Origin of the sequence: Roseimicrobium gellanilyticum (assembly GCF_003315205.1) — a bacterium.
In the GTDB taxonomy this organism is placed as follows: domain Bacteria; phylum Verrucomicrobiota; class Verrucomicrobiia; order Verrucomicrobiales; family Verrucomicrobiaceae; genus Roseimicrobium; species Roseimicrobium gellanilyticum.
In genome coordinates, this window is record NZ_QNRR01000023.1 from 21619 (window position 1) to 39103 (window position 17485).

Annotated in this window: 9 protein-coding genes; 8 read left to right on the forward strand and 1 reads right to left on the reverse strand. The window is 59.2% G+C overall.

From position 1 onward, the window contains the following. The first annotated feature begins 91 nt into the window (after nucleotides 1-91). From DES53_RS31905 to DES53_RS31915, 3 genes are all read left to right on the forward strand, one after another. Nucleotides 92-2008 (forward strand): C45 family autoproteolytic acyltransferase/hydrolase, encoded by a 1917-nt coding sequence (locus tag DES53_RS31905; RefSeq protein WP_170157582.1) that lies wholly within the window; start codon nucleotides 92-94, stop codon nucleotides 2006-2008. Between the two features lie 268 nt (nucleotides 2009-2276). Further along, a complete protein-coding gene (locus DES53_RS31910) occupies nucleotides 2277-3941 on the forward strand; it encodes a hypothetical protein (protein WP_147263756.1) in 1665 nt (554 codons plus the stop codon). A gap of 60 nt (nucleotides 3942-4001) precedes the next feature. Continuing rightward, a complete protein-coding gene (locus DES53_RS31915; RefSeq protein WP_113962401.1) occupies nucleotides 4002-6113 on the forward strand; it encodes a hypothetical protein in 2112 nt (703 codons plus the stop codon). A gap of 37 nt (nucleotides 6114-6150) precedes the next feature. On the opposite strand, the gene DES53_RS31920 is transcribed toward DES53_RS31915, so the two are convergent. Next, on the reverse strand, nucleotides 6151-8136 hold the full coding sequence (locus tag DES53_RS31920; RefSeq protein WP_113962402.1) for a hypothetical protein: 1986 nt from the start codon (nucleotides 8134-8136) through the stop codon (nucleotides 6151-6153). Between the two features lie 318 nt (nucleotides 8137-8454). Here DES53_RS31920 and DES53_RS31925 point away from each other — a divergent pair, with 318 nt between their 5' ends. The 5 genes from DES53_RS31925 (at nucleotide 8455) to DES53_RS31945 (ending at nucleotide 16734) form a co-directional block, all read left to right on the forward strand. Continuing rightward, entirely contained in the window at nucleotides 8455-10881 is a 2427-nt protein-coding gene (locus DES53_RS31925) for a DUF1549 domain-containing protein (RefSeq protein WP_113962403.1), read from the forward strand. 30 nt (nucleotides 10882-10911) lie between these two features. Then, nucleotides 10912-11292 carry a hypothetical protein gene (locus DES53_RS31930; RefSeq protein ID WP_113962404.1) on the forward strand — a complete coding sequence of 127 codons (381 nt, stop codon included), beginning with the start codon at nucleotides 10912-10914 and terminating at the stop codon, nucleotides 11290-11292. A gap of 61 nt (nucleotides 11293-11353) precedes the next feature. Continuing rightward, nucleotides 11354-12667 carry a DUF1501 domain-containing protein gene (locus DES53_RS31935; protein ID WP_113962405.1) on the forward strand — a complete coding sequence of 438 codons (1314 nt, stop codon included), beginning with the start codon at nucleotides 11354-11356 and terminating at the stop codon, nucleotides 12665-12667. 259 nt (nucleotides 12668-12926) lie between these two features. Next, nucleotides 12927-15410, forward strand: coding sequence for a DUF1592 domain-containing protein (locus tag DES53_RS31940; protein WP_245958311.1), 2484 nt, complete (start codon nucleotides 12927-12929; stop codon nucleotides 15408-15410). A gap of 25 nt (nucleotides 15411-15435) precedes the next feature. Beyond that, nucleotides 15436-16734: a DUF1552 domain-containing protein gene (locus tag DES53_RS31945; protein ID WP_113962407.1), complete on the forward strand. Its 1299-nt coding sequence runs from the start codon at nucleotides 15436-15438 to the stop codon at nucleotides 16732-16734. Nucleotides 16735-17485 lie beyond the last annotated feature (751 nt).

A 17485-nucleotide genomic window follows, 5' to 3' on the forward strand; every position in this document is an offset into this window, starting at 1 on the left:
ACATTGCGGGATGGGGTGGTGGAAATGCGACTTGTCACCAAAGCGCTGGCCGGGGCAGAATACTGTCCCCCGAGGCATCGGGTTCATCGAGATGAAAGCGATCCACACTCAGGCGTTGTTTTTCCTATTGGCATTGGTCCTGTGCACGCCCGCCATGCGGGTGCAGGCTCAGGCAGCGCCCACCGCACCACCACCCACGCTTGCCGCAGCCGTCCAGCACGTGCTTTCGGTCGTGTCGCCGGAAGCAGGGGCAGAAGCCAGAACGTTCTCCACCACACTCAAGGTGGTGAAGGCAGAGGGATTGCCGAAGGAATTGGTGGGGAAGGAGGCGAGGATCGCCTATCAAGCGCCAGACCGTTTCTTCCTCGAAGTGGAGGTGAAAGGGGACACTCTCTCGGCAGGTTCGGATGGGGTGAAGCTGTGGATGCGCTCAGCGAAAAAGAAGTTTGCCCTCGTGGGTTCACCGGACGTGCCGCGCTTTCGCACGGATACGGGCAAGGTGGATGGAACGAAGCTGCCACCCATCAAGGTGCCAGTCGCACGCGAACAGATGATGCTCATGCCGCTGCTCTGCACGGTGGAGACAAAAGCGGATGAAGTGGTGCAAGGCGAGGCGTGCAGTGTGTTGACACTCGTGCCGCGCCCAGAAGCGCAGAAGTCGATGAAGCTGCCAGACGTGGCCGTGACTTTCTGGGTGCGCAAGGGCGATGCTGTGCCGCTGCGCTTTGGCGTGGCAGATGGAAAGGGCAAGGAGGTCGTGGTGGAACTGGTGAATCCGGATCTGGAGCCTGCGTGGGCAGACTCGCAGTGGAAGTTGCCTGCGGCTGACGACGACAGAGTGGAGACCGTGGCGCTGAGCCATCTCACGCGTTTCATTCCTGCCGCTCTCAGCAGCCTGGGTCAGAAAATTCCGACCTTGGGGCCAGTGACAGGCGAGCGCCGGGTGGTGGCGCGTCACGGAAAGGGTCGTTTGGAGGTGCGGGATGGCACGCAGGTGCTTTTCCTCAAGGGAACGCCGGAAGAGATAGGGGAGCAGCACGGCACCATCATGAAGAAAGAAGTGCGGTTCCTCGTGGACCGCATCTTGTACGGCGTGGGTGTAGGCAGCTCCTTTGCAAAGGGCACGTGGTTTTTCGGCGAAATCGAATCGGCGCAGGCGCGTTTGCAACCCTTCGTGAGTGAGGCGCACCTCCGTGAGATGGATGCCCTTGCCGCAGCATCTGGGGTGCGTGTGGAGGAGGCCCGACTGGCGAATTTCTTCCCGGAACTCTTCCACTGCAGCGGATTCGCCATCTATGGTGATGCCACGGCTGGTGGCCGCATGTATCATGGTCGCGTCCTCGACTACATGAAGGGCGTGGGCTTGGAGCAGAATGCGTGTGTCATCGTCATGCAGCCGGAGGGCGCGCATGCCTGGGTGAACTTGGGTTATGCGGGCTTCCTCGGCACGGTGACCGCGATGAATGAGAAACAGATCGCTATCGGCGAGATGGGCGGCAAGGGCGAAGGCAACTGGGATGGCAAACCCATGGCCCAGCTCATGCGCGAAGTGATGGAGCAGGCCGATACCCTCGATGAAGCTGTGGAGATCATGCGCCGCGGCCCGCGCACCTGTGAGTACTACTATGTGATCTCTGATGGCAAGACCAAGCGCGCCGTAGGCATCGCCGCCACCCCGACCACCTTCGAGACCATCTGGGCCGGTGACACCCATCCGAAGCTGCCGCACGCCATGAAGGACACTGTGCTCATGTCTGCCGGCGATCGTTACGAAGCCCTCACCGAACGCGTGAAGCAGGGCTACGGAAAATTCGAGATGGAAACCGCCCGCGACCTCATGACGCGCCCCGTGTGCATGACCTCCAACATCCAGTCCGTCCTTTTTGCCCCGGAGACCTTGGACTTCTGGGTGGCCAATGCCGACGGCGAGAACGTCGCCAGCCACACACGGTACACGCACTACAATCTGAAAGAGCTCCTGCAACCCGAGGGCGTGGCGGGGGAGTAGGCAGAGTGGAGCTGAGCGGAAGATCAAAACGCAAAGCAGCGGAGCAGCAAAGACTGAAGAACCGATGCAAGCCGCGATGACTTACCTTTATGGAACCGTGGGTCTTCGCCTCCTGACGGCCTGCGTCGCAATGCTGCTGGCCACACCTGCTGCATCAGGAGTAGAAGCGGAAAGGAAAACAGAATGGGTGATAAAGACGTTCCAATTTCCGCTGGAATTGGATGACATGGCGTACTCAGCGAGTGGGTTGCCATCGTCGCTGGACGGGATGCCTGCACCTTCTGCTTCTCGCACGGAATGGGAGGCCTATCTGAAGCGCTCCAATGATGCGGTACTTCCCATCCTTAAGACACAAGGCATTCCGATGTATCCTGGCACCGCCGCCCTGTTTGATTCGAAAACCGGCACCTTGAGTGTCCGCGGTACCCAGCCTTGGGTCGACCTTATCGAAGCCTATTCGGACCAGCTTGTGAGCATGGCTCCGCGCCATTTGGAACTTTCTCTCGAAGTGCTGGAGGTTTCGGAGGAACGAATAGGTCCACTGCTTGAGGAAGCCTCAATCCTGGCCAACCACACCGAACTGCTCGCCCGACTAAAAGAACCAGGTCAGGCCAAAGTCGCAGCCCAACCATTGCGCAGGTTGCGCTTGGAAACGGTGAGTGGCCAGCGAGCGCGAGCTGAAGAGGGAGTGACGCTTTCTGATGAGGCCTCTACCGGGCGGGGCATTGGTCGTTCGGAGGGACTGCGTTTTGAAGCCAGACCTGTCCTCCTCGCGGATGGCACGACCATTGAGCTCGAATACGATTTTGAATACGGTCCAGCGGCTGAAGCGGGCAAGGCATGGCAGGGATCACGCTCTTCCGGCGTGGTGTTGAGATCTTCAGTGCTGCTTCCGGATGGAGCCACCAAGATCCTGGGAGCGTGGCGGGCATCAGGGGCGGAAGACGGGAGCGGAAACAAGGTGCGCATCGCGTTCCTAAGAACGCGGGCGGTGTTGTTGGTGCATGACATCAATCCTTTGGTGGAAACCAAGCTCCGTGAGTTGGTAGGGGCACCTCCCGTGGGAAAGCCACGCGAGGTCGTTCCCAGAAGAGAGCTCCCCCATGGCATGGAACAGCGGGTTTTCGCAGTACCCCGCAACTTTCTTCAAGGGGGAGGCGTCTCATTTGATCGAGGCGAACTGGCATATGCCACCAAGAGCAGCAAGCCTGTCGAACCGGCAGATCCTTTTGCCCCTTCTGTTTCCCCCGATGCCGGAAGCGTGGATTTCCTTTCTCGCGATGACGATAGACCTTTGCACAGAGCGAAGATTGCGTTTCCGGAAGGTTCCTCCGCGAGCTACGTACCCAAGGACTCCACGCTTTGGATTGTCAACAATGCCGAGGGCATCAAACGTGTTGCGGAGTTTGTGGAAGAAATGTGGAGACAGATTCCGCGGACACTGGTCTGCCGGGTGGAAGTCATCGAGGCTGAGACCTCGTTGATGCAAGCAGTCGCAGATGCCACTTCCGGCATCGGAAGCCATGGGCGAGGAAAGGAGATATTGGAGAGGATGGTGAAGAATCAACAGGCGCGTGTGGTGGAGCGGCATCGATTGGAGACTCTCAATGACAAGCCCTGTGAGTTGTACTCGTTGAATCCACTCACTGGGGCTTTTGAGGTGGAGATGCGTGCCGTCCTGGGTCCAAACGAGCGAATGATGGATCTGGAGGTGACATTGCGACAGGGAAAGGGTACCGGCATGCAGGTCGGTAGCAACACTCGTCTGGCTATGGGTGAGCCTCGCATGGTGGCTCTTTGGAATCCTTCAGATGAAGGGGACGGGAAGAAAGAGATCTCTCGTGCAGTCTTTGTGACAGCGGATCTAGTGCCCATAGAACAGCCGGTGAAGACGAAGATTGAGGCAAAGCAGGGCACTATGACCCATGAGTAAGGCCCGGGCAAAGGTTGCCCTTGTGATGTCATTTGGTTTTATGGAATACTTCAACTCACCATGAGTCAGCTGGTTTGCAGGTATCGTATCGAACGCAGAGTCGCGCTTTTGTTTGCGTTCATGGTTTGCGGTCTGGCTGGAGTCTTTGCCCAGCTAGGCGCGCCAGTGGACGTCACCGGCGTAGCGGCTGCTCCTGCATGGAAGACGGAGGTGATTCAGCTTCAGCCCCACCTGGGACTCAGGCTGCAACAGGCCCTTGAGGATCCTGAGTCCACGCGTGCATGGGACCACTTTCTTCACTTCCCTTCGATTGACGCTTCCGAAAAAGAGATCATTGCCCACATTCAAAAGCAAACGGCTGCGGCAAAGCGTTTGCTCAGCGAAGCGGGGTTGGCGCTGCCGGCTGGCACTGCGCTCCTTTGGGATGCAGATACGGGCACACTGGCCGTGCGAAGTACTCAGGAAGCGTTGGAATGGCTGAATGTACTCGGGGGTGAGAGCAGAAACAGAGTGGAGAAAAATGTGAACAGTACACTCCGGGTCGTTCAGGCAGATGGCTCCGTTATGCGTGAGATTGCACGTGAGACGACCACAAAACTCGACCACACCCCGGCATGGAAGAGGCTGGAGAAGCTCATCGCAGAGGACAAGGCAGTGTCCATCCAGACTTTGAAACTGCAGACGCGAAACGGCATGCGAAGCAAGGTGGAAATTGGGTCCCGCGATGATCGTATCGAGTCCGTCGTCCTTGAAGAGGGCGGAATCGTCAAGGTGAACCAGGGGGAGGGTCTTGTGGGAACAAGCCTCGAAACGGATCAGGTGCTCTTCGCTGGAGACGATCACGTCGATGTGAATCTCTCGATGCGGCACTGCTTCGCGGAGAGCGTGACTCATGAAGTGCCAGTAGGAAGGGTTCTCTCCCGAGACATCGTATTGCCAACGACTGACGACCACTATGCTCAGATCAGCACTTCGTTCTCGGTCCTGGACGGCTCCCAAACATTGCTCGGAGTTTGGAAGCTCACGGCGCCCGAGGACCTCGCCCGGCAGGACATACTGCAAGCAGCATTCCTGGAAACCCGGGTGGTACGCAATCTGCCGGAGATCCATCCACGTGCTCTATCCTTGCTCTCAGCGCACATGGATAAGGCAGAACCAATTCCTGCTAAGGCTGACAGGACGGCACATCTGCCAGCAGGCATGAAAACAATGCGTTTCCGAGTGCCGCCCGACTTCCTTTTGTCGGGAGAGGATTTTCGCTCTGCGGAGTCTCCGCCTGACCCCTTTGCTCCTGAGGATTCCGCCAACGATGGAAAGAAACGGACCATCAGAACGGCCATGGAAGTTCTCAAGGCACAGGGAATCCCCTTTCCTGAGGGTACTGCTGCCCATTTTGATCAGACAACGGCTTCGCTGACAGTGACGAACACCCAGGAGGCTCTCGACCTAGTCGAATTTTATGTGTCACCGACATGTGGTGGTGGCCGGCCTGCAAACATTCAGTTTCACATCGAGATCCTGGAGGCGGACGGTGCTCTCATTCGAGCCATGGCTGAGGAGTCCTCCAAGATTGCGGACCACACACTGCTCTTGGAGCGGCTGAATGAAGTGATCCGCACTGGGCAGGCAAGGAACGTCGGGACGCTGCGGACTGTAACTCGCAGCGGACAGCGAATGCTCGCTCAAAGTGGCGCGCTTCAGATCCATGGAGCATCTGTGGAGCCGGTGACTGAGAAGCAGGAAACACCGAAAAAGGGCACTGGAGAGGAAAAGTCCACATCAGAAATCGGTGCAAATACGAAGAGTGGACAGAAGACTGCCATTGAGATCAAGGGCGAAGAACGATTCGTGGGTACAAGGATCGAGCTCGACGGGTTAATTGCACCCGACGGCATTACCTTGGAGATGGAGTTGGCGTTGGAGCACCACTATGCGCCACCCACACGTGGCAAGGAAGACGCCATAACGAATCTGGGCCGAAGTCCCTCGGTCACACGAGTGATGAAATCATCCGAGGTTTTACATTTCGCAAGTATCACTTCTCTGTTCACCATGAACTCAGGAACCACTCGTCTGTTCGGGATGTGGAAACCGGAAGGGGCTTCCAAGTATGAGGGCAAGGACGTGATGCAGGTAGCCTTTGTCCGCGCTGCCATCACGCGGGAGGAGTGAACTGACAGGAGGAAAAGATGGTTGGAATATGGATTGCCTACGGCGCCTCTCGATCCACCACTGACACGATATCGGCACGCAAGAACGCAGCTTGCATCACATCTTTGCCGTCCAGCTCGGGTGTGCCGGTGGGTTTCCACAGGCTGATGAGTCGCGTGGTACCAGTTTGAAGAGTGTAGGCACTGACCACCTTCGCGGCAAACACCTTCTCCGTCTCCAATCCCACGACAGGTGTGGAAGCAGCAGCAGGCGCTGAGGACTGAAGCGGTGCGAAGTGATGCTCGAGCGAGAGGTTGACGTCGATGGTCCTCAGATCCGGCGACAGAACAGGATCGATCTCCCAAGTGGTTCCGATCATCTTTGAGTCTGTCTTTGCCTCAATCGTTCCCCGATCCGTCTTTTCGAAGGCGCCTACTGTGGCGCGCTCAAGGCCCACCGAGAGTTTGGCGCGTTGTCCAGAGCGAGTCTCCAGGCGCTGTGTGGAAAGCACCGTCGCGTTGCCAGCGCGGACTGCCTCCTCCATCTTGGCCCAGGTGCTGTTGTGGTCCGCACGGCTGGCGCTGTCTTTTGCCATTTCGCGCAGAGTGGCGCCATCCGCCTGCACGATGTGCAGGGAGAAGGCCAGGACCTTGGGAGTGTTGTTCCAGAGGAAATCGACGAATCGCTCTACTTTGCTCAGGCCTTCTTCTGTATGCACCACCTCCAGGATGTTCTTGTTTGGGTGATAGCGGAGGTTGGTTCCGTCGGGAAATGGCACCATCCAACGGGTGGCGACCTCCATGGGCTCGAAGGGGTCTGGGGGCACGGCTTTTGCTGGCTGCGGAGCGGGAACAATGCAGGTGGTCATGTCATCGCGGAGAATCAGGACACGTTGCTCCTCCGTATTTTTCGTGAGCTCGGCATTGAAGAGGAACCACCGTGGCACCTTGAACTCCTGTCGTTTCATTCCTTTCCCGGCGGGCGCCGTCAGCTCAGCCTTTGCCTCCACTACCGGAATGCGTCCCTGACGGTGGAGATGCTCCCTGAGCTTCGCCTCCACCAGCGGATTGAGATCGCGCATGAGTGGAACGGGCGCCATGCGCAAGAAGGCCGCCTGCAGAACCTCATGGCGTGGCTGGCCATTGGCTTCGCAGGGCGTCCACACGCCGAGGAGCCTTGTGTCATCGCCATTGTAGGTAAGTGCCGAGTTCACACGTGCCAGGCAGAAGTCGAGCACCGGCAGCTTGCGTACCTGTGAATCCCCGAGTGGCGGGGACAACACCTCCCGGAGTTGTGGGGGAGCACTGTTTACCTCAAGGTCGTACGAAAGGTCCATGGTCCAGCCATCGGGTCCAATGACCGGATCCACCTCCAACTTGATGCCAGCGGTGCGCGTTTCCGCGAGAGCCGTGACCGCGCCGGGTTCATTGCGGATGAAGGCACGTGGGGAATCCTGCTCTGGACCCGACTGCATGGTGCTGCGCTGGCCGCTGCGCGATTCGAGTCGCAGGGAGCCGAGGTGTCTCGCCTCCTTGCGCGAGACCAGTGCGTCGAACTCACGACGCATCGTCGCATGGCTTGGGAGGGGTTGTGCTTTCGCGGTCAGTGCTCGCACCGCTGCGCTGGGGCCTTCCAGTACTTCCAGGGTGAAGGTGATGCGCTTCGGAGCCTGGGTACAAAGCACGTCGGTGTAGGATTCCACCATCTCGATGGCCTCTGGATTCGCATAGAGACTCAGTGTTTCAGATTCGGGATCGTAGAGCGCCTTCGCATCTTCTCCGAGATTGATGCCTTGCTCCCTCATCCGCCTCACCCACACTGCGGTGGATCCTGCGATGGCCTTGTCCCAAGTAGCAGCGTCAGCAGTGGCCTCGGGCAGTTTCTTCGCGGGTTCATAGCCTAGGGCCATCTCGAGCACTCGGAAGGTCTTCAGCGTCCACGCCTGCTTCCCTGGGGTGGAATTATCCTGGCCATGGAGTGGCGTGCTCAGGGTAAGCGCCAGAAAGCTGATTGCGGATAACAGGGGCTTGGGAAAGCGAGTCATTACGGGTGCCGGCGGTTCAGTAGGTGCGGTCCTGGGAACCCATCCTGCTGGAAAACTCCAATTTCTGGCAAGATCCAAACTCGTGACTAAGTCGGCACGGTGAGCACACGAGTCGACTCATCATCGTGCAAAAATACCAGAAAGAAGGCAGGCACCCCTTCGTTTCCACGGCGCGCAACCCCCACGGGCGCAGGCGGCTGGCGTGAACGCTGCTGCCGCTCCAAGGGGAAGCGTACCCAATCCGACCCTGTAGCAGCCTGACCAACAGCACTACCACCACGCACGCGAGACCCGACACCGCCCCAACTTAACCCTGACATGAGAAAGATCCGTTACCCCAAAGTCCTGCGCAACGCCCTCACGGCGAGCGCAGTGCTTGCCTTTGCCTGCTCCCTGAATGCAGCGAAGCCCGATGCCGCCGCCAAGGAAGACGCCAAGCCTGCTACCCCCGCTACGGCGGAGGCCGCGGCCAAGCCGGCTGAAGCCAAGCCCAAGAAGAAGGAAAAGGGTGCCAAGGCTGCCCAGCGTCGCGAGGGCGGGCAGACCCTGACGGATCATCTCAAGACCCCTCCCTCCATTTCCGCCAAGTCCACCGTGAAGCCGGAGGTCCAGGCGACCGCGGCAAAGATCGATGAACTCGTGGCTGCCAAGCTGGCGGACGAGAAGATTCAGCCGAACGCGGAGATCACCGACGAGACCTTCGTGCGCCGCATCTACCTGGACATTGCCGGTCGCGTGCCGACCAAGGCCGAGACGGAAGCCTTCCTCCAGTCCAAGGAAACCGACAAACGCGCCAAGCTCATCGACAAGCTCCTGGCCGGTGACGGCTATGTGCAGAATTTCTTCAACTTCTGGGCGGACGTGCTGCGGGTGAAGACTGGCATCCTCCCCGGTGGCCAGGGCCGCGATACCGGCAATTCGTACATCAAGTACCTGAAGGATTCCCTTCGTGCGAACAAGCCCTACGACCGCCTCGTGCGCGAGCTGCTCACCGCAGACGGCTCCAGCTATGAGAACGGCGCCATCGGCTACTACATGCGCGACTACAACATGCCGCTGGATAACATGGCGGTGACGACCCAGATCTTCCTGGGTACGCAGATGGTGTGCGCGCAGTGCCACAACCACCCCTTCGACAAGTGGAGCCAGATGGACTATTACCAGATGGCCGCGCACAGCAACGGCATGACCGGCGTGAACAACCTCGCCAACCAGGCGGACGTGGAGCGCTTCATGACCAGCCAGGGCATCAAGGGCGACGACCGCCGCCCCATGAACAAGGCCATCACGGAAATCATCTTCCGCCTGCGCTTCAACCATGTGTACGCACTGGACCGCACCCTGCGCCTGCCCACCGACTACCAGTACAAGGACGCCCAGCCCAAGGCTGCGATTGAGCCCATGATTCCCGCTTCCTTCTCGAAGGACGGCAAAATCGCGAAAGAAGGCGAGGCCCCCATCCTGGCCTACTCACAGTGGATGACGGCGAAGGAAAACCCGCGCTTCACCCTCGTGGTGGCGAATCGTCTGTGGAAGAAAGTCTTCGGCATGGGTGTCATCGACCCTGTGGATGAGCTCACCGACTCCACCGTGCCCAGCAATCCCCAGCTCATGGAGTTTCTGGAGAAGACCATGAAGGATGTGGACTACGACATGAAGTCGTACCTGCGCATCCTCTTTAACACCAAGACCTATCAGCGTGCCGCCTTCGGCCAGGACGTGGAGCTGGGCGCTACGTATCACTTCCCCGGACCGCTGCTGCGCCGCATGTCTGCCGAGCAGATCTGGGACTCGCTGGTCACCCTCATGAAGGAGAATCCAGATGAGGCCAGCCCGGATACCTATCTGGAAACCATGCGCGGCCTCACTCGCATCGAGTGGATGGACCGCACCGTGACCGCCCTGACTCCCGCAGAACTCATCGAAGGAGCCAAGAAAGTGTCGGAGTACTCGAAGGAACTCACCGCCGACGTGCAGGCCAAGACCGCCGCTCTGAAGGAAAGCAAGGACGAGGAGGCCATCCGCGCTGCCAAGGACGCTGCCAAGACTCAGCGTGCGAAGATCTACGCGAAGGCGGATGAAATCGTCTTCGAAGAAGGCTTCCAGAAGCTCGCCAAAATGGGCCAGGACGACAAAGCCGCGCTCGCGAAGAAGACAGACCCGCAGTTCGCCAATCAGGTCACGGGCGCCGTGAAGCACTATGGTCGCATCCCCACCATGGAGGAAGCCATCGGCTATGTCCTCAAGGGGCAGCGTGATGCCGTGGCGAATGCGACCAAGGAACGCCGCGAGCGCGAGATGACCGAGTGGCACGTGACCAAGGGGCCGTCCCGCCAGGCCTTCAATGCCTTCGCCGACTACCGCGATCGCAATGTGTTGCGCGCCTCGGACCTGCGCAACCCCGCGCCGAACGGCCACTTCCTGCGCCTCTACGGCCAGAGCGACCGTGAAGTGGTGGACAATGCCAACCGCGACGCCAGCGTGATGCAGGCGCTCACCATGATGAATGGCTCGCTCTTCCGCAACATGACCAGCCCCTACTCGGTCATCAGCCGGAACATGAACCAGAGCGCGGACCGCGACGCCGTCATCGATACCGTGTACCTCAGCCTGCTTTCCCGTAAGGCCACCGATGAGGAGAAGGCGCTGCTGCGTCCGATCCTGGAAGAAGGCAAGGGCGCGGAGGGCCGTGGCGACCTGCTGTGGACCGTGCTGAATACACGGCAGTTCCTCTTCATCGAGTAGTCCGCTTCGGATCTCTTCAAGAAGGCAGTCATGCGTGCGCACCACCACCAGCACCGCAGTCGCTCAGCCAGCACACGGCCATTTCTCGCCGCAGTGCTGGCGGTGCTTCTTGCCGGAGCGGGCGGCGGGTGCATCTCGCCTCTGGGCTTCAAGAGCTCCTCCGTGTACAGCCGGGAGGAGTTTGTCGCGCTGGTGAAGAAGTACCCGTGGAACTGGGATAACATGTTCTACCGCGGTACTGACTCCAAGTATCACCAGTTCATCACCAGAATCGGTGGGAACTCAGCCTACTTCTGCGTGCCAGTAGCAGACCTGAAGCTGAGCTCCACCAAACCCGTGAACGAACATCTCATCGAGGTCCATCCTGAAGACGGTTTCCGCTTCGGCCCAGGCACTAAGACCTGGTACTGACGGGCCACTCACACACCCATTTTCTTTTCAATCCCGTCCACAAAACTCTGTCACTTCACCTATGAACGCATTCATCAACTCCACCGATGGCTCCTCACGCCGCCAGTTCATCAGCGGCGCGGCGAAGACCTTCCTCGGCGTGGGCCTCATGAGCCAGATGCAGGGCCGTGGCCTTCTCGCTGCTGGCGCTGGAGCCAGCCCGCTGAAGCAGGTCGCCACCGCGCGCAATGTCATCTACCTCTACATGACCGGCGGCATGAGCCACCTCGATACCTTTGACCCACGCCCGGACAACAAGGAGGTGAACGGCGAGACGGAAGCCATCAAGACGAACGTGGATGGCATCCGCATCAGCAGCAGCCTTCCTCTGATGGCACGTCAGATGGACAAGGTCGCCCTTATCCACTCGCTGAATTCCACGCAGGGTGCGCATGAGCAGGGGAATTACTACATGCACACCAGCTACACCCTGCGCTCCAGCATCCGTCACCCTGCCATGGGTGCGTGGCTGCAGAAGTTCCAGGAGCGTGGCAATCCCAGCCTGCCCGGCAGCGTCATGATTGGCAATGACAGCCGCCATCCTGGTGCCGGCTTCTTCGAGGCCAAGTTCTCACCCCTCATGGTGAACAATCCCGAGGACGGCGTGGCGAACAGCAAGCTGAACAAGTGGTTCGCCGACAGCGATGACCGCTTCAACAGCCGCCTCGCCATCGCGCACAAGCTCGATGTGGGCTTCGCCGAGAAGTACAACGTGAAGAACGTGCGCGCCTACTCGGACATGTATGATGACGCCGTGCGCATGATGAAGAGCGAAGAGCTGAAGGCCTTTGATCTCAGCGGCGAAGACGACAAGCTGCGTGCCCGCTATGGACGCGACTCCTCCTTCGGCCAGGGCTGCCTGCTGGCGCGTCGCCTCGTGGAGCATGGCGTGCGTCACGTGGAAGTGTCCTTCGGCAATTGGGACACGCACAATGCAAACTTCATCCGCGTGCCCGAGCTCTGCGATGAACTGGACGCCGCCCTGAGCACCTTACTACAGGACTTGGAATCCCGCGGTCTCTTGCAGGAGACCCTCGTAGTGCTCGCCACTGAATTCGGCCGCACCCCAGAGATCAACCAGAACGACGGACGCGACCACCATCCCAAGGCCTTCACCTGCCTCATGGCCGGCGGCGGCATCCGCGGCGGTCAGGCTTTCGGCAAGAAGGACGAGAAGGGCTTCGAGGTCGTGGAAAACAAGGTCGGCATCCCCGACTTCAACGCCACCGTGGCCTACGCCCTGGGCATTCCGCTGGATCAGGTTCTCTACTCACCGAGCAAACGCCCCTTCACCGTGGCGGATAAGGGCAAGCCGATCACGGAGATCTTTGGGTGACCTTCACGGTATGGAATCAAACGCCAGTCACTCGTCATGCATGAGAGCGGGTGATTGGTGTTGAGTGAGGCATTTGTCAGGTCGCTCCACTCTTGAAGTGGATTTTGGATAGGTCTTGGTGCGCTGCCCTTAGGGGTTCCGCGAGAAAGCAAACGGGCTGCTCCCGTATTTTCTCGTGGCCCTTGCCTGCTCGCTCATGCCCTTTTGCCAATCCAAAAGAGTCCATTCTCACCCTCTGTTACTCCTTTCCCTGTCGGGTTTGGTCGTCCTGCCTTTGACGCCAGCCGCAGCGGCCGACGTGCCGGCGATGATCTCGCAGAGCTGCGTGGAGTGCCATGACAAGGAAGTGCAAAAGGGCGGCCTCGATTTAACTGCGCTGTCCTTCGACCTGAAGGACGCGGCGACACGGCAGCGCTGGGTTCGCGTTTATGACCGCGTCCAGGCATGCGAGATGCCGCCCAAGGCGGAGGACCTGCCAGCGACGGATCGAGCTGCATTGGTGACTTCACTGGATGCAGCGCTCTACCAGGCGGATCTGGCAGACGTGCAAGCCCATGGGCGTGGACCCGCACGGCGGCTGAATCGCGACGAGTACGAGCAGAACCTGCGCGATGTATTGCAACTGCCGGATCTGGATATCCGCGACATCCTGCCCGAGGACCGCGAGGGGCATCACTTCAACAAGACCACGGCGATGTTGGACATGTCGCGGGTGCAGCTCGCCGCGTATCTGGATGCCGCCGAGGTCGCGTTGCGCGCCGCGATGGTGACCGAGTCAGCTCCGCCTCCCGTGATGAAATGGCGCAACGTGGGCACGGATCTCTTTCCCGGGACAGGCACCTTCGGCAACCGTGAAGCCATGTTCTTCGCTCGCGACAACAAGGCCATGGACTGGGATCGGAAGAAGGAGAACGAGGAGATCAAGAAGGCAGCCAAGGACGAAGGCATCGAAATGGCGCTCTTCCGTTCTGCGAGCTGGCCCTACATCGGAAATCCGAAGCACATCGTCGCGAAACATCCTGGCAGGTACAAGGTCCGCTTCTCCGCGCGTGCGGTACTGCAGCAGAAGGGTTTTACCTTGCTGCCCGCGAAGGAACCGGTGCCGATGACCTTCCGTTCACGCAAGCCCGCGGGTGCGGACATAATCAACGAGGTGCGGGATGAAGGTGGCATCATCGACATCCAGCCAGAGCAGCAGGTCTATGAGACCACCGTACGCCTGCGGGAGGGCGAGTCCTTTGAATACAGTCTGCTGGGGCAGCCCATGCCGCTGGCCATGAATCCCAATGGCTCGGCGCCGACCTATCGCTATCCCCCGTTTCCAGAGGGAGGGCAGCCAGGCATTGCGGTGCAATGGCTCGAGGTGGAGGGACCACTTCCCCCACCAGATTGGCCACCAGCTTCGCATCGCGTGCTGTTTGATGCCTATGGCATCGACGTGAAACCAGCGGCTGCCGAAGTGGAAGCAGAGGCTAAACGTCTGCTGCGGCGCTTTGTGAATCTCGCCGCACGTGAGCCCGTTTCGGAGAAGGAACTGCAAATGTTTGACGCGCTCATCCGCCAGCGCATGGAGAAGGGGGCATCCTTCAAGGATGCCATGCTGGCGGGGTACAAGGCCTTCCTCGCTTCCGGCGACTTCATCTATCTGCGCGAGCCCGCGTCGAAAACGGATGACTTTGCCATCGCCTCGCGGCTATCGCATTTCCTCGCCAATACGCGACCCGATGCACGCCTGCTGGAACTCGCTGAGAAAGGCAAGCTTCACGACGCAGCTATCCTGCGAGAGGAAACCCTGCGCCTTCTCGAAGGCGCCGGATTTGGCCGCTTCGTGAAGAGCTTTACAGACTACTGGCTCAGCCTGCGACACATCCGGCGTGATGACCCGGACATTCGCCTTTTCCCCGAGTACCGCTTTGATGAGTACCTCGTGGAGAGCATGGGTCGCGAGACACGCACGTTCTTCACCGCGATGATTCATGAAAATCTCCCTGCGAGTTCGCTGGTGAAGACGGACTTTGTGTTCGCGAATGATCGCCTCGCAAAGCACTACGGCCTGCCCGCAATCAGTGGGTCCGCAGTGAGGAAAGTCACCCTGCCCGCAGGCAGCCCCTTCGGTGGTTTGCTGACACAGGCAGCGGTTTTGAAAGTCAGCTCAAATGGTACATCGACTTCGCCGGTGGTGCGAGGTGCCTGGGTCACAGAGCGACTCATTGGCAGAACCATTCCACCACCGCCTACGAGTGTGCCCGCGGTGGAGCCAGATATTCGCGGAGCGAAGACCATCCGTGATCTGCTCGCCCTGCATACGAAGTCGCAGTCGTGCGCGACGTGCCACGCCAAGTTTGACCCCGTGGGAGTGGCCCTGGAAAACTTTGATATCCTCGGTGGTTGGCGAGCGAGGTATCGCGGGTTGGAAGAAGGCGAGCGCGTCACGGGCATCGACCGCGCAGGCCATGACTTCAGCTACACGTTGACCAGTCCGGTGGATGCCAGCGCCAAGCTCGCAAACGGTCCCAGCTTCAAGGACGTCAATGACCTGAAGGGCATCCTTGCCGCCGATTCACGCCAGCTTGCCAGGAATGTCCTGCAGCAGCTGACCATCTACGCCACCGGCACCCCCGTGCGCTATTCGGATCGACAGGAAATCGAAACCCTGCTCGATGGCTGCGAGGCAGATGGTTATCGCGTGCGTGACCTGCTTCTGGCCCTTGTGCAGAGCCGCATCTTCCTTGGAAACAACTGATCTGCGTATCGCAAAAACTTCTCCCATGAATGCCCCCCACATTGCTAGGCCCTTCTCCCGCCGCCGTTTTCTTCGTGGCGCGGGAGTATCGCTCGCGCTGCCCTTGCTCGAGTGCATGACCCCGGTCTTCAGCCGTGCTGCGCAGAGCGCATCGCCGAAGCGCATGCTGATCATCTCGAACAATCTCGGCTTCCTACCCAAGCCATTTTTTCCCACAGCCACGGGGTTCGACTACGAGCTCACGCCCACGCTGTCTCCGCTTGCGGAAGTGAAGCGTGAGTTCAGCATCTTCAGCGGCATGTCGCACCCAGATGTGAATGGAGGCCACAGTGCGGAGAATTGCTTTCTCACGGCGGCGCGCGGTCCCACCAAGAGCGGTTTCCGCAATCAGATCTCCCTCGACCAGTTCGCCGTGGAGAAGCTGGGGCAGCTCACACGCTTCCCCTCGTTGAACTTGGGCGTGAACATCGACAAGGCAAACCGCAGCCTCTCGTGGACACGCGATGGCGTGCTGCTGCCCGCAGAGGACAGCGCCACGGCATTGTTCCGCCGCATGTTCATCCAGGGTGATCCAGAGACGGTGAAACGACAGCTCACTCGACTCGATGAACGCGGCAGCATTCTGGACACCCTGCGCGAGCAGATGGGCGGGATGAACCGCGGACTGGGCAGCGAAGATCGCGCCCGGCTGGATCAGTACCTCACCTCTGTACGCGAGGTGGAAGAGAGGCTCGTCACTTCTCGCGAGTGGGAGTTGAAGCCCAAACCGGTGACGACCCAGCAGGAACCGACGGACATCCAGGACAAGAAGCGCATCTTCGACAAGTTGGAACTCATGCTGGCCATGTCGCAGCTCGCGTTCGAGTCCGATTCCACGCGCATCGTCACACTGATGGTCGACGCCTTCGCCACCCCTGCCTTCAACATCCACGGAGATGAGAACACCACAGAAGGGTATCATGGCCTCAGCCATCACGGCCAGGCGCCGGACAAGGTGAAGCAGCTCGCGGACGCCGACCGTCAGCAGATGGTGATTCTCGCCAGCCTGATCCAGAATCTGGCCTCGAAGAAGGAAGACAATGCCCGCCTGTTGGACCGCACCATGGTGCTCTTCGGTAGCAACATGGGAGACGCCAACAAGCACGACAATACCAACCTGCCCGTGATCCTTGCCGGCGGTGGCCTCAAGCATGGCCAGCATCACGCCTTCAAGCACGACAACAACACCCCGCTCTGCAATCTCTTCGTGACGCTCCTGCAGCAGATGGGTGTGGCTACAGATAAGTTCTCCAGCAGTGCGGGAACGATGAACGCGCTGGTGTGAGGGGGGGATGGTCTTTTTGCGCGTGAAGAGCCCCCCTGTCTCCAAGGATCGGGGGCACTCCTGCCCCCGTTTCGGCGTGAACTGGCGATGGGCTCAGGACTCGCGATGCAGTAAGAAAGACGGCCCGGTCGGGTCATCATTCCACCGGCTGCCGCCTCAGATGGGGGCAAGAGTGCCCCCGACCCTTGAGAGAAACGCTTCTTCGTCGCTCCTCACAGGATGTTTGGGACACGGAAACCCCGGGTCGGGACCCCGATTTCGGTCCTCCCAAAGCCTTCTCGCAAAGATTTCAGCCGAATCGGACTCTTATTCCACTCAGAATGCGGCCGTTTCGCCGCATGCATAAGGGACGGTGAATAACTGCGCGCTTTTGGATAAACCTCCTACTGAGCACATAACGACACTCGCACGGGAGTATTCGACGCCACATGGAATAACCGGATCTGAGGGGGTCAATTGCCAGCCGATTCGTCGAAAATGTTTAAAAAAGTGTGATGAGGAAGTTGACGAAAGGGACGTCCCGAGTAGTATCTACATCCCGACAGAAAACGACGGGCTGCCAAACGAAGGACAGACTGCAAAGTAAGTTCTTCAGACTGAAGCAGAAACGGATCTTTACACAGACTACGGTTGGAGGATTTGCGAGAGCAAATTTACCACCAAAAACAGAGGTTAAACAATGCACTGCATGGTTGCACATAGCAGTGGACAAAAAGTTAAGTAATAAAGTCAGTGTCTCTTTTTAAAATGA

What these genes read in the sequence shown, in the direction of transcription:
- DES53_RS31945 (WP_113962407.1), top strand. Translation starts at nt 15,436, where the DNA reads ATGAATGCCCCCCACATTGCTAGGCCCTTCTCCCGCCGCCGTTTTCTT.
- DES53_RS31930 (WP_113962404.1), top strand. Translation starts at nt 10,912, where the DNA reads ATGCGTGCGCACCACCACCAGCACCGCAGTCGCTCAGCCAGCACACGG.
- DES53_RS31910 (WP_147263756.1), top strand. Translation starts at nt 2,277, where the DNA reads ATGCCTGCACCTTCTGCTTCTCGCACGGAATGGGAGGCCTATCTGAAG.
- DES53_RS31915 (WP_113962401.1), top strand. Translation starts at nt 4,002, where the DNA reads ATGAGTCAGCTGGTTTGCAGGTATCGTATCGAACGCAGAGTCGCGCTT.
- DES53_RS31925 (WP_113962403.1), top strand. Translation starts at nt 8,455, where the DNA reads ATGAGAAAGATCCGTTACCCCAAAGTCCTGCGCAACGCCCTCACGGCG.
- DES53_RS31935 (WP_113962405.1), top strand. Translation starts at nt 11,354, where the DNA reads ATGAACGCATTCATCAACTCCACCGATGGCTCCTCACGCCGCCAGTTC.
- DES53_RS31920 (WP_113962402.1), bottom strand. Translation starts at nt 8,136, where the DNA reads ATGACTCGCTTTCCCAAGCCCCTGTTATCCGCAATCAGCTTTCTGGCG.
- DES53_RS31905 (WP_170157582.1), top strand. Translation starts at nt 92, where the DNA reads ATGAAAGCGATCCACACTCAGGCGTTGTTTTTCCTATTGGCATTGGTC.